7 protein-coding genes are annotated in these 13,731 nt (G+C 64.1%); 1 reads left to right on the forward strand and 6 read right to left on the reverse strand.

Annotated features, from left to right (window positions below; genetic code table 11):
* The 6 genes from LB547_RS00005 to LB547_RS00035 all read right to left on the reverse strand — a co-directional run.
* The coding region (locus LB547_RS00005; protein WP_140650329.1) for an ATP-binding cassette domain-containing protein at positions 1–266 on the reverse strand (266 nt) is incomplete at its 3' end.
* Positions 267–391: 125 nt separating this feature from the next.
* Positions 392–1,276, reverse strand: a complete 885-nt coding sequence (gene cysW, locus LB547_RS00010; protein WP_140686711.1) for a sulfate ABC transporter permease subunit CysW — start codon at positions 1,274–1,276, stop codon at positions 392–394.
* Positions 1,269–2,120, reverse strand: coding sequence for a sulfate ABC transporter permease subunit CysT (gene cysT / locus LB547_RS00015; RefSeq protein WP_224556450.1), 852 nt, complete (start codon positions 2,118–2,120; stop codon positions 1,269–1,271). The genes cysW and cysT overlap by 8 nt, the downstream gene beginning before the upstream one ends.
* Before the next feature lie 21 nt (positions 2,121–2,141).
* Positions 2,142–3,167: a sulfate ABC transporter substrate-binding protein gene (locus tag LB547_RS00020; protein ID WP_140672420.1), complete on the reverse strand. Its 1,026-nt coding sequence runs from the start codon at positions 3,165–3,167 to the stop codon at positions 2,142–2,144.
* A 559-nt stretch (positions 3,168–3,726) separates the two neighbouring features.
* Positions 3,727–5,820: a penicillin-binding protein 1C gene (gene pbpC / locus LB547_RS00030; RefSeq protein ID WP_140761290.1), complete on the reverse strand. Its 2,094-nt coding sequence runs from the start codon at positions 5,818–5,820 to the stop codon at positions 3,727–3,729.
* Positions 5,821–6,032: 212 nt separating this feature from the next.
* Positions 6,033–11,531 carry an alpha-2-macroglobulin family protein gene (locus tag LB547_RS00035; RefSeq protein ID WP_140516690.1) on the reverse strand — a complete coding sequence of 1,833 codons (5,499 nt, stop codon included), beginning with the start codon at positions 11,529–11,531 and terminating at the stop codon, positions 6,033–6,035.
* Positions 11,532–11,804: 273 nt separating this feature from the next.
* Between LB547_RS00035 and LB547_RS00040 the strand changes: the two genes are divergently transcribed.
* Positions 11,805–13,730 carry an autotransporter assembly complex protein TamA gene (locus LB547_RS00040; protein WP_140516688.1) on the forward strand — a complete coding sequence of 642 codons (1,926 nt, stop codon included), beginning with the start codon at positions 11,805–11,807 and terminating at the stop codon, positions 13,728–13,730.
* Position 13,731 lies beyond the last annotated feature (1 nt).

Below are 13,731 nucleotides of genomic sequence, written 5' to 3' on the forward strand. Positions count from 1 at the left end.
ATGTGCCGGAACAGCGCGTAGTGCTGGAAGACGAAGCCGACATTGCGCTCCTGGATCGATTTGTGCGAGGCGTCCTCCTCGCCGAAGAAGATCTTGCCGCGCGTCGGCCGCTCCAGCCCGGCAATCAGCCGCAACAGCGTCGTCTTGCCCGAGCCCGACGGCCCCAGCAACGCGATCAGCTCGCCCGACTTGATGTCGAGCGACACGTCATGGAGCGCGGGAAACCGCTCGAACTCCTTGCGCACATTGGCAACGCGAACTTCCATCAACAGTCCCTTTGTAGTGGCTGCATGCCGTTATCCCAAATCGGTTCCCGCTTTTGGGCGACATCAAATCCTTGGTCATGCATGTCGTTATCCCAAAACCGGTTTCCACTTTTGGGCGACATGCATCAATGTCCACGCGCCGCGGCGATCTCGGCGCCGTAACGCATCTCGAGCAGTGTCTTCAGGACCAACGTCACCAGCGCCAGGCCGGCCAGCAGCGAGGCGACGGCAAAGGCGCCGACGGCGTTGTATTCATTGTAGAGGATCTCGACATGCAGCGGCATGGTGTTGGTCAGGCCGCGTATATGGCCCGACACCACCGAGACCGCGCCGAACTCGCCCATGGCGCGCGCATTGCACAAGAGCACGCCGTAAAGCAGCCCCCATTTGACGTTGGGCAGCGTCACATACCAGAAGGCCTGCCAGCCATTGGCGCCGAGCGACAGCGCGGCCTCCTCGTCGCCATTGCCCTGCTCCTGCATCAGCGGGATCAGCTCGCGGGCCACGAAGGGGAAGGTGACGAAGATGGTGGCCAGCACAATGCCGGGCACGGCGAACAGGATGACGATGCCATGTGCCTTCAGCCAGGCGCCGAGCAGCCCCTGGGCGCCGAACAGAAGCACGTAGACCAGGCCCGAGATGACCGGCGAGACCGAGAACGGCAGGTCGATCAGCGTGGTCAGGAAGGCCTTGCCCTTGAACTCGAACTTGGCGATCGCCCAGGCGGCCGAGATGCCGAAGACGACATTGAGCGGCACCGAGATCGCCGCCACCAGCAGCGTCAGCCGGATCGCCGAGCGCGTGTCGGTATTGCCGAGCGCTTCGGTGTAGGCGCCGACGCCCTTGGCGAAGGCTTCGTTGAAGACGATGATCAGCGGCAACAGCAGGAAGATGCCGAGGAAGGCGAAGGCGATCGCCATCAGCACGGCCTGCGCCGGGCGGCTTTCGGTCACCGCCGCCGAGCGGCTGTCGTGATGCGGCTCGTAGGATTTGATCTCCGGATCAGCCATAGCGCTTGCGGCTCCATGTCTGCGCCAGGTTGACGATGAGCAGCATCAGGAACGACAAGGCCAGCATGATCGCGGCGATGGCGGTCGCCGCCGGGTAATTGTACTCCTCCAGCCGGATGACGATCAAAAGCGGCGCGATCTCGGACTTGTAGGGCAGGTTGCCGGCGATGAAGATGACCGAGCCGTATTCGCCGACGCCGCGCGCGAAGGCCAGCGCGAAGCCGGTGACGATGGCCGGCGCCAGGCCCGGGAACAGCACCCGGGTGACGATCTGGAAGCGGCTGGCGCCGAGCGTGGCGGCGGCCTCCTCCACCTCCTTGTCGATCTCCTCCATGATCGGCTGCACGGTGCGCACGACGAAGGGCAGGCCGATGAAGACCAGCGCGATGACGATGCCGAGCGGGGTGTAGGCGACCTTGAGCCCAAGCGGCAGCAACAGCTTGCCGATCCAGCCATTGGGTGCGTAGAGCGTGGTCAGCGCGATGCCGGCCACCGCCGTCGGCAGCGCGAAGGGCAGGTCGACCATGGCATCGACGATGCGGCGGCCGGGAAAACGGTAGCGCACCAGCACCCAGGCGACCAGCGTGCCGAACACGACATTGACGGCGGCCGCGACAAAGGCGGTGCCGAAGCTGATGCGGAGCGCGTTGATGGTGCGCCGGTCGGTGGCGATCGCCCAGAAATCGGTCCAACCCAGCGCCGCAGAGCGCCAGATCAGCCCCGACAGCGGAATGAGGATGATGAGGGTCAGGTAGGCAAGCGAGAAGCCGAGCGTCAATCCGAAACCCGGAATGACGCTCGGCTGTCGAAACCGCCAACCCGCCCGAGCGGGTGCTGTGATCATATCGTCCTGAATATCGACTGCTTACTGGGGCTTGTAGATCTGGTCGAATATACCACCATCGCCGAAATGGTAAGGCTGTGCTTTCTTCCAGCCGCCGAATTGTGGGTCGTCGATGGTGACCAGCTTGATCGGCGGTAGCTTGGCCAGGTCCTCTGCCGGCACCAGATCGGGCTTGGCCGGACGATAGTGGTTCTTGGCGATGATCGTCTGCGCTTCCTTGGAATAGAGCCAGCCCAGATAGGCTTCGGCGACCTTGCGCGTGCCCTTGGCATCGACATTGGCGTCGACCAAAGCGACCGGCGGCTCGGCCAGGATCGAGATCGGTGGATAGACGATATCGAAATTTTCGGCACCGAACTCGTCGAGCGCTAGATAGGCCTCGTTTTCCCAGGCAATCAGCACGTCGCCCAGGCCCTTTTGCGCGAAGGTCACCGTCGAGCCGCGCGCACCGGTATCGAGCACCGGAGCGTTGGCATAGAGCTTGCCGACGAACTCCTTCGTCTTGGCCTCGTCGCCACCGTCATTGGCGTTGGCATAAGCCCAGGCGGCGAGATAGTTCCAGCGTGCGCCGCCCGATGTCTTCGGGTTGGGCGTAATCACCTGGACGCCGTCCTTGACCAGGTCGTTCCAGTCGTGGATGCCCTTGGGGTTTCCTTTGCGGACGAGGAAGATGATGGTCGAGGTGTAGGGTGCCGAATTGTTCTCGAATTTCGTGCGCCAGTCCGGATTGATCTTTTTCGACTTGGAGACGATGGCGTTGATATCGCCTTCGAGCGCCAGCGTCACCACGTCGGCGTCGAGGCCGTCGATCACGGCCCGGGCCTGTGCGCCCGATCCACCGTGCGACTGCTGTATGGTGACCGTTTCCCCTGTCTCGGCTTTCCAGTGAGCGGCGAAGGCCTCGTCATAGGCCTTGTAGAGCTCGCGTGTCGGATCGTACGACACGTTGAGAATGGTGGTATCGGCGAACGCGAAACCGAGCGTGCCGAACTGGACAGACGTGGCGACCAGTGCGCCGAGCAGTCTCCTGAAACGAGGTTTGGTCATTTCTGCCTCCGTTGAACCCGCGTCAAATCTACCGAATTGGTAGAATTTAGATGCATTAAATGTTGCCTTTTTTGTCGTTTTGGAGAAAATCTTGGACCTGATTTCGCGGTGCGGAGAAACATTTTCCCTCAAACGTCCGCTGGCGAATCCCCATCGACCTATCTAGGAACAAGCGGGGCCGAAGCAAGGCTGTGGCATTTGGTCGGCACGCTATCCGGCTGGACTGGGAAATCGAAGCGCTGCTTGGCGGAGGGATCGTGGTTCAGCGTGAAGGTGCCGCCATTCGCGTGCATAGTTCTTGAATCCGGCCGAGTGCATCGCGCCGAGCAGCAGCTTGCGGTTTGCCGTCGCTTCGCTTGCGGTACAGGAAAATTGTCCGTTCCGGCGTAACGGATATCCTGGCGGATCAAGGGGCCGGCAACGCGGACGAAGTCGGCGGGCAGGGCGTCGGCGCGGGCTGGGAGGAGATTGCGGGTAAAGGAACTAGCGTCGCGAGTATTGTCGCGAGGCGCCGTACCTCAGGCGAAGAAGCGCAATCCCCTGAATCGCTTGCGCAATCTTATTCAACAAACACCTTCACACTTGCCGCGCGTCCCGCCGCATCGATTACGGTCAAGGTCGAGTAGCCGGTGCCGTCCGGTTGCCATGTCGCGGTGCGCCGGCGGTCGATGCCGGTCAGCGGCTTGCCGTTGGCCAGCCAGCGGAACGGCGCGCGCCCGCCTTGCAGCTTCAGTACCAGCGGCGAGGCGTCGGCCGAGTTGGTGGCGAGATCGACGCGGGCGCCGTCGGGCGGAAAGATAATGGTCGGCGCGGGCTCTGTGGGGGTCGAGGCCTGAACCAGGCCGTCGGACCCGGCGCCGAAGCGGGCAAGCGTCACAGGCAGGTCGTTACGTCGAGGAGTGAAGGCGCCGGGGGGCTTGCCCGGCAGCGGCACGGTGGCGAGACCCGAGCGGACAAAGCCCTCGAACAGAATTGGGGCTGCCGACACATAGCCGGACAGGCCAGGCACCGCGCCTGCATCGGCCCGGCCGACCCAGACGCCCAGCACGTAACGGCCGTCGAAGCCGACCGACCAGGCATCACGGTAGCCATAGGAGGTGCCGGTCTTGTAGGCGATGCCGCGCTGCAATGCACCCTCGGGCGGCTTGACGCCCGACAGAATGTCGATGATCTGCCAGCTCGCCTGGTCGTCGAGGATGGTCGCGGTGGTGCGGTCGGCATCGGCCGGCTCGGTGCCATCATGCAGCGTGTGCGTCTTGCCGCCATTGGCGAGCCCTGTATAGAGCTGGACGAGATCGCGCAGCGTAATCCCAACGCCGCCAAGGCCGATGGCCAGGCCCGGCGCCTCGTTGACCGGCAGGATCGGGTTTACCCCAGCCTGGCGGAATCGGGCCGTCAGCCGCGCGGGACCGACTGCGTCGAGCACGCGGATCGCCGGCACGTTGAGCGACAGTTGCAGCGCCTCGCGGATGCTGACGTCGCCCTGGTAGCCCATATCGAAATTCTTCGGCCGGTAGCCGCCGAAATCGGCCGGGCTGTCCTCGATCAGCATTTCCTGCGCCACCAGTCCCTGTTCGAAGGCAAGACCGTAGATGAACGGCTTCAGCGTCGAGCCGGGCGAACGCACGACCTTGGTCATGTCGATCCAGCCGGAGCGGCTGGCGTCGAAGAAATTGGCCGAGCCGACTTCGCCTAGAATATCGCCGGTGCGGGAATCGGCCAGCACCATGGCGACGGAGAGACGCGCCCCAAGCTTGGCGGCGGCGTCGCGCGCTACCTGTTCCAGCCCTTCCTGGACGCTCTTGCGGATCGTCAGCTTGAGCGGCTGGCCGGGAACCGCCTTGGGCAGCATCGCATAGGCGGCGTGCGCGGCGAGCGCCGGCAAGCTACGGCGCAGGCCAGACACATCGTCGAGCGCGGCGCGCGCGGCCTCGCGTTCGCCAAGCAGGCCAGCCGAGGCCATGCGGGACAGCACGCGGTCGCGGGCGGCGTGCGCGATCGCGAGATTGCGGTCGGGCCGGCGCTTTTCCGGCAGTTGCGGCAGGGCGACGAGAAGCGCGGCTTCCGAGACGGTGAGCCGCTTCGGCTCCTTACCGAAATAGGCGAGCGAAGCGGCGCGCACGCCTTCGAGATTGCCGCCATAGGGCGCCAGCGTCAGATAGCGTTCGAGGATCTCGTGCTTGGACAGCCGCCGCTCGATCTGGATGGCGCGCAGCATCTGCTTGAGCTTGGAGCCGAGGCTGCGGCTGTCGCGCGGCTCGATCAGGCGGGCGAGTTGCATCGACAGCGTCGAGCCGCCGGACACGATGTGGCCACTGGTGGCGAACTGGCCGGCGGCGCGGGCAAGCGCCAGCACATCGACGCCTTCATGGTTCCAGAAGCGCTTGTCCTCATAGGTGACCAACATGTCGACGAACTGCTTGTCGACCTGGTCGAGGCGGGTTTCGAGCCGCCAATAGCCGTCAGGCGTGGCGAAGGCGCGCAAAAGCTGGCCGTCGCGGTCCTGGACTTCCGTCGAGACGGTAAGCTTTTCAGGAAGCGGAGGCGGGAAGGCGCGGTCGAGCTGCCACAGGGTAGCGGCGGAAACAGCAATAACAGCCACCAAGGAGGTGCTAGCGATAGCCGCGCGGCGCAGGAATTTTCTTGAGGGCATGGCGCTGCCCCTCATCCGCCTGCCGGCACCTTCTCCCCGCATAGTGGCGGGGAGAAGGGAGCTGTCGCAATCGTCGGCGCCTTTTCTGTAACGTTGAAAATTGGCGAAAGCCTTGGTGCAGGCCCCTTTCTCCCCGTCACTAAACGGGGAGAAGGTGCCGGCAGGGCAATGAGGGGCAGCGCAAACTTCACGTTCATGTCCGCCTCGACACCTTACGGCGCCTTGACCTCCATCATGCCGGTGGCGGTACGGGCCGAATATTGCGGCCGGTACATATCCTCCACCGTTGCGGCCGGATGGGCGTAGATGCCCGGCGTCACGGCGCGCACGACATAGGCGAGCGTCAGATTGTGGTCGTGGTCGCCGTCGCTGGGGTTGAAGGCGGCGACGAAACGGTCGTCGCGGAATTCCAGATGCGCGGCGTCGGTCTGCGCCAGCCAGGAGAAGTTCGACAATTGCGCGCTGGAGACCAGGCCGGGATTGTCGATCTCGAAGCCGGCCGGCAAAAGGTCGGTAATCAAAAGGCGCGAAGGCCAGTTGTTCTGTTCGTTGACCTTGAGCACGACGACATAGCGTTCGTTCTGGGTTGCCTCCGTCACATTGGCTTCGGTGCCGTCGAGCTTGTAGTAGGTGCGCTCGATAGTGAAGCCGTCACCTCCCGCCGGCAAGGGCTGTACCGGCGACGCCACGGTGGTGACGACGGCCTGCAGCGGGGTCTTGCCGGTGTTGGCGATGGTGAGCGGGCTGTCGGCCAGATCGCTGCCGTTGACCTGGCTGGAATAGCCGCCGGAATGCGGCGCGCCATTGACGGAAAGCGTGATCGAATCATTGCCTTCCTTCAGTGCCCGGGCCGCCAGCAGCATCCAGGATTCATCCTGGGTGCTGGTCCAGCGGACCTCGGCGCGTTGTTTGGTCACCAGCTTGATCAATTCCGGCACGATCGTCGGCGCCGGTTTTGATTCCGCCGCCAGCGCCAGCATCGCGGCGCCGTCCCGCAGCGCCGAGCCATAGTCCGACCGATAATAGTCATAGTCCGTGCTCGACTTGGCGAGCCGCAGCGCCGTCTGGAAGGTCGCTTCCGAACGCTGGGCGTCGCCATAGAGCGCCAGGCTCGCCGCCAGCTGGGCGACAGCCATCGGGCTGGTGAAGGCCTCGAGCTGGGTGTCCGCGTAATAGCGCAGATCGCCGATCGAGGCCTTCTTGTTGCGGGCGAGCACATAGAGCGCGTAGGCGATCTCGCTGCCGCGGTCCTGGACGTCCTGATCGTACCCAAGCGAGTTCTGAAGATTGCCCAGTGCCTGGTTCATGGCGAGCGCCGGCACGTCGTATTTCTGCTCGCGCGCCCTGGTCAGGAAGTCGGTGACATAGGCGTCGAGCCACAGATCGCCGGAGCCCGGGCCCCACAGGCCGAAGCTGCCGCCCGAAGCCTGGTAGCTCAGCACCTTGTAGATCGCGTCCTGGATGCGGCCACGCAGCTCGGGATCGCTCTCCATGCCGACGCCCGAGGCCATTTCGTTGACATAGAGCAGGGGCATCGCCCGGCTGGTGGTCTGCTCGGCGCAGCCATAGGGATAGCGGTCGAGCGTCATCAGGAGCGAAGGCACATCGAAGGCCGCCGCCTGCGAAACGCCGACACTGACCGAAGCGCCGTCGAGCAGGCTTGCCGCCAAAAGCTCCTTGTCGACGCGCAGCGCGCCGCCATCGCCCTTGAGGTCGACCACCATGCGGGTGGTGACCGGCAGTTGTGCCGGACGGACCGGCACGTAGAGCGTCTGCTCGACCTTGGTGCCGTCGGCGTGCGCTAGCTTGATGGTGAGCGAGGCATTGCCTGCCGTCTGTGCGATCAGCGGCACGGTCAGGGTCTGGCGCTTGCCCTGCGCCAGCGTCAGTTTCTGGGGCAGGGGCTTGTCGCCCGTCGAGAGGTCCCCCGTCGTGTCGATCGACAGCGCATAGTCGCCGGCCGGACCGTCGGTGTCCGCAATGTCGAGCCGCATGACGGCGGCGTCGCCGGGCGCCAGGAAGCGCGGCAGGCCGGCGGTGATCACCACCGGATCGCGCACGATCACGTCCGACTGGGCGTGGCCGACCGCTTCCTTGGTCCAGGCGACGGCCATGACGCGAACCGTGCCGTTGAACTGCGGAATATCGAAGTCGACGCGTGCCTTGCCGTCGGCATCGAGCTGCACCGGGCCGGAGAAGAAGGCGACCAGCTTTTCGGTCGGCGGACTGCCCTGCGCCTGCATGTTGGCGCCGTCGCCGCCGGTCCTGAGCTTGCCCATAGTACCGAGAGAGCCGTCGATCAGGCGGCCGTAGAGATCACGGATTTCCATGCCCAGCATGCGCTGGCCGAAAAACCAATTCTCAGGATCCGGCGCCTTGTAGTTGGTCAGGTTGAGGATGCCGACATCGACGGCGGCGACAGTGACATAGGCGTTGCTGCCGGGCTCTACGCCGGCGACCGCGACCGGGATCGACAGCTGCTGGCGCGGCATGGTCTTGTCCGGCGGGGTAAGGGTGACGGCGAGCTTCTTCGAGCCCGGATCGACCTTCAGCCATTTCACGCCGATGGCGCGGGCCGGCATGCGGCTTTCCTGCGCGTCGCCAGGCCGGAACAGGGTTGCCGTGACATAGGCGCCGGCGCCCCAGTCGTCGCCGACCGGGATGTCGACCGTGCCGCCGCCGGCCGGCACCGACGCCGTGACGGTCTTCAACAGCTTGTCGGAACCGATGTTGACCAGAAGTTCGCCGGCAAAATGCGGCGAGACCTTGAGCCTGGCCACTTCGCCGGCGGCATAATTGCCCTTGTCGAGCGCGATCTCGAGACCATCAGGCGTTTCGGTGGTGGTGGAGGAGACATACCAGCCGCCATCGAACTCATAGCTGGTCGCGGGTCCTTCCGGATCCGCCGTCTCGACCTCGAGCCGGTAGCGGCCCCAGTCGACCGGGATCGACACTGTCGCCTCGCCGTCGGCGCCAAGGTCGACCTGGCCATTGGCGATCGATTTGGTGAAGGTGACGGGTTCGTAATTCCATGAGTTGTTGGAGCGGTACCACTGGTAATTGCGCTCGACCTTGACCAGCGACCATTGCGCACCTTTCAGCGCCTCGCGCTGGCCGTCGGGGTCGACGGCGATCAGGCTGAATTTCGCCGTGCCGCCCTGCGGCACTTCATCATCGGCAAAGTCCGGCCGGATGCCGATCATGTGGCCTTGCGGGCGGATGCCGATATTAAGCGAGCGCTCGATTGCGCGGCCGCCGGTCTCACGCATACGGACCGTCACCTTGGCGTCGATGAGCTTCGTGGTCGACGGCAGTTGCTCGACGGAGACCGGGAAGGTCGCCTTACCATCCTCGCCGACCACCGGAAGATCGGTGAACGGGGTGACGGTCGGTTCCGACGACTGCTCGTCGGCAAGGCCAAAGGAATAGCCGTTGAAGCGGTCCCAGTCACGCGCGGTCGACAGGGTCAGTTCGCCTTCGAGCGCGAGGCCAGCAGCCGGTGCGCCATAGAGAAAGCGGCCGTCGACGGTGATGTTGGCGGTTTCGCCCTGCGCGATCTCCTGCTTGTCGGCCTTCATGTCGAATTCGATGCGGTCCGGCACGAAATCCTCGACCAGGAACATCTGGCTGGCGACGGCCGGTTGCTTGGGATCGGTATAGATCGATACCGACCAGGTGCCGCGCATGGCGTTTGGCTGGAGCGGCAGATCGACGGCGTGCCCGCCGGCTGACGCGCCATCGCTGACGATGCGGCGATCCTCGACGCCGTCCGGGCGCGAGAAGATGAAGGTCAGCGGCAGGTTCTCGACCGCCTTGGCGGCGCCGTCACGGGCAAGAGCCGCAACATGCACCTCCTCGCCGGCGCGGTAGATGCCGCGCTCGGTCCAGGCGTAGACATCGAGCGCGCCCGGCGCTGCGCGTCCAGTGACGCCGCGGTCGGACAGGTCGAAACCGGCGCGGGCCATGTCGAGGAAGACAAAGTCGTTATCGCCCTGCCTGGCCATCAGCACGGCCGGCACCATGCCGCCGTCGCCGCGTGTTAGGCCGGGATTGAACACGGCATGACCATCGGCATCCGAAGTCGCGGTGCCGAGGATCTCGTTGTTGCGGGCAACCAGCGTCAGTTCGGCGCCCGCTATCGGCTTGGCGCTGCCCAGCGAACGGGCATAGACATTGAGCCCGTCCTGACCGGTATAGGTCGAGAGGCCGATGTCGGAAACGACGAACCATTGCGTGGCCATCGAGTTGTAGTCGTCGCTCTTCTCGCTGACAGCCCGGGCAGTCAGCACATAGACGCCGGGCTTGCGCCGCGGCAGCGCCTCGTCGACCGGGAAGGAGGTGGTGACCTCCTTGTTCAGGTCGTTGGCGATGTCGAGCTGGCCTTCCCAGACCGGCTCGCCCATCTGCTCGGAAATGTTTGAGATGTCGTAGCTGTCGAGCTGATGCAGGAACTGGTAGCCGGACAGAAGCTGGGCCAGCGAGCGGTCGCCGATGCGATAGAGCTTCATCTCGGCGGCGTTCATGTTGACAGTGACGACGGGGATGCCGCGGCGCGCGCCGGCCGGCAGCACGAAGCTGTCGCCGGTGAAGCGGGCCGAAGGCGCACGGTCCTGCACATAGATCGACAGCACGACGGGCGCGGCGGTCACTTCGCCGATGGCGGCCGGCAGGCCGGCGCGGAAGGTCACGTCATAATGCTGGCCGTGTTCCAGTCCTTCGACGCAAATCTGCTTGTCCTTGGCTTCAACGCCTTTGGGCGGCTGGTTGTCGACGGTGACGAATTGTGCGTAATCGACGCCGGTCTTGACCAATTCCTCGGAGAATTGGGCGCAGATGCGCGGGGCGCTGGTGTCGGCATCGACGGTGTGGTCGATGACGCGGAAACCCTTGCGAGCCTTGAGATCAGAATAGTCGGCCTGGACCGCAGGCGAAGGTACCAGGGCAAGGCTGGCTTCATAGGCCTGCAGGGCGGGGCGATAGAGGTCGCGCTTGTCGAGGCCGGAGCCGATGAGCGCCAGCGTCTCCGCCCGCGTCCTGGCTGTACGCAGGAGCTTGTAGGCATTGAAGGCGGCCGACGTACCGTTTGCCGGCAAGGTGGAGGCCTCGGATGTGTTGGCCGCCGGCTGCACGGCAAGCGTTTCGCGCGCCAGGTTGAGCCAGAGCTGGCCATCGTCGGGCATGACAGAGACCGCGGCCTCGTATTTCTGCACGGCAGTGCGATGATCGCCGGTGAGCACCGCCTGCTCGGCCGCCGTGGTCAGCGCGGCCATGCCCTCGGTCGGCCTGTCATAGGTCGGGCCGAGCAGCCGGTTACGGTATTGCTGGGCCTGGTCAGCCATCCAGTTGGGGAAGAAGGCGAGTTCCGGCGGCGCGCCGATGTCGGGGTCGCCGTCGATATTGACGACCTTGCCCGCGACCGCGCCGTTGAAGGGCTTCAACTGGTTATAATCGGATTTGAGGAAGCACCATTTGGCCTTGGTGTTATAGGTGAAGGCGCGGCAGGCGGGATCGCCCAGGCAGGTGGTCTTGCATTGATCGAGCGTGACGTTCTGGTCGGACCGGAGGTCGAAACCGAAATAGTCGGAATTGTCGGTCGTTGCGACTCGCCGTGCTTCGGCCGCTTGCGCGACGTTACCCCAGGCCAAGACATTGGCCCAGGCGAAGAAGAGAAGGATCAGGAAAGACAGACGACGAGCCGCGCGCATTGCCATAACACCCTCCAGACAATTTGCAGACGTCCGGGCATGTTCAAGCTTCACTCAGGCTTGTCAACATGAGGACGCGGCAGGGTTCCGCCTGCCAACGGTTTCCTTTCCGGCCAACAGCCGGTAGTACCTCCATAGGACAGGGGATCACGCATTCTTGCGGCAACGCAAAAGGTGTGAATTCCAAGCCCGTCCTATTTCAGACAATTGGATTGTGGCCCCTTTACGAGCGCTTCAGAACTTCATTCCAATTTTAGGTTTGTAAAGTAGGTTGTCTTAATGCCGGCGTATGAAAGGCAGATGTCAGGGGGTACCGAGCCAAAGCGCGTGCTTTCGCGCGCGCTGCTTCTGGCCGTGATCTGCTGCTCCCTGATCGCCGGACTGGGACCGGCGGCCGCCTTCGAAATCTTCGGCATCAAGCTGTGGGGCTCATCGAGCGACGAGAATGCCGACATCGTCGATCCGATGCGCTACGCCGTGACCATCTCCGCGCCCGACGCCGACAAGGACCTGGTAAAAAAGCTCGAAAACGCCTCGGCGCTGAAGAGCGACGAAGACCATCCCGTCTCCGGCTCGCTCGGTCTGATGGCCAAGGCGCGTAGCGATCGAGAACAGCTTGTGGCGGCGCTCTACGCCGATGCCCGCTACGAAGGCGTCGTCACCATCACCATCGAGGGCAAGCCGCTGGACGAATTGCCGCCGGACGCCGAATTCAAGGGTCCGCAGCCCATTCCCGTGGCCGTCAACATCGCCGCGGGTCCCAAATTCACCCTCGGCGATATCCGGCTGGAGGGTGACGCCGCTGGACTGATGAGCGCCGATTACGGCCTGATATCAGGCGGCGACGCTGGGTCTGGCGCGGTGCTCAAGGCCGAGGCGCTGATCGTGCGCACGCTGAAGGAGCAGGGCAGGCCGCTGGCCGAGGTGACCAGCAGGCACATCGTCGCCGACCATGACACGTCGACCCTCGACGTGACGCTGACGGTTGCTGCCGGGCCAGTCGCCGGCTATGGCGCGACCACGGTGGAAGGCACCGAGAAGGTCGACCGCGACTTCACCGAATACATGACCGGGCTGAAACGTGGCCGGCAGTACTCGCCTCAGGAGATCGACGATGCGCGCGACAGGCTGCTGGCGCTCGAGGTCTTCAACAGCGTGACTTTCAAGGAGGCCGACAAGCTCGATGCCGAGGGCAACATTCCGATCGGCGTCCAGGTCAGCGAGCGCAAGCCGCGTTATTTCGGGCTGGGCGGCACCTTCTCGAATACGGAAGGGCTGGGGCTGGAGGGGTATTGGGGCCATCGCAACCTGTTCGGCCGGGCCGAGAAGCTGCGCATCGACGGAGCCATCAGCGGCATCGGCAGCAATGACCTGTCCGAATTGAACTACAATGCCGGCATCATGTTCGAGAAACCCGGCGTGATCGGGCCGGCATCTAAATTCTTCGCCGGCATCAAGACCGTGCTCGAACATCCCGACGCCTACGACCATTTCTCGGTCAAGGGCAACACCGGCCTGTCCTATGAACTGACCAAGAACCAAACCGTGTCGGCCGAGGTCGCGCTCGACTATTCACGCATCCACGATTCCTTTGGCAAACATAAATACCTGATCGCCAGCATCCCGCTGCAATATGTCTATGACAACAGGGACGTCAGGCTGAACCCGACCAAGGGCTTCAGGTTGCTGGCCTATGCCGAGCCGAGCTACGACATATTGAGCGGTGCCGCCTTCCTCAAGCTGAAGGGCGAGGGATCGGCCTATCAGTCGCTGGATACCGCTTCGAAATTCGTGCTGGCGGAACGTGTCGCACTTGGCTCGATCGTCGGCACCAGCCTGCAGAACGTGCCTGCTGACCGGCGTTTCTATTCCGGCGGCGGCGGCTCGGTGCGCGGCTATGCCTATCAAGGCATCGGCCCCAAGGATTTCACCGGCCAGCCGATCGGCGGCCTGTCCTTCTTCGAGACCTCGGTTGAGATGCGTATCGCCATCACCGACACGATCGGCATCGTACCGTTCGTCGATGCCGGCACGGTATCGACGAAGTCGTTCCCCGATTTTTCCGACGTCAAGGTGGGCGCCGGTGTCGGCTTGCGCTATGTGACGCCATTCGGGCCGCTGCGTATCGACGCCGCCGTGCCGCTCAACCGCGACCCAGGCGACCCTCATTTCGGCATCTATGCCGGCATTGGCCAAGCGTTTTGAA

It is taken from the genome of Mesorhizobium sp. B264B1B, from assembly GCF_020165765.1.
Classification (GTDB): domain Bacteria; phylum Pseudomonadota; class Alphaproteobacteria; order Rhizobiales; family Rhizobiaceae; genus Mesorhizobium.

Coding starts and splice junctions, on each gene's coding strand:
- pbpC (WP_140761290.1), bottom strand. CDS start 5,820: ATGCCCTCAAGAAAATTCCTGCGCCGCGCGGCTATCGCTAGCACCTCC.
- cysT (WP_224556450.1), bottom strand. CDS start 2,120: ATGATCACAGCACCCGCTCGGGCGGGTTGGCGGTTTCGACAGCCGAGC.
- LB547_RS00020 (WP_140672420.1), bottom strand. CDS start 3,167: ATGACCAAACCTCGTTTCAGGAGACTGCTCGGCGCACTGGTCGCCACG.
- LB547_RS00035 (WP_140516690.1), bottom strand. CDS start 11,531: ATGGCAATGCGCGCGGCTCGTCGTCTGTCTTTCCTGATCCTTCTCTTC.
- LB547_RS00040 (WP_140516688.1), top strand. CDS start 11,805: ATGCCGGCGTATGAAAGGCAGATGTCAGGGGGTACCGAGCCAAAGCGC.
- cysW (WP_140686711.1), bottom strand. CDS start 1,276: ATGGCTGATCCGGAGATCAAATCCTACGAGCCGCATCACGACAGCCGC.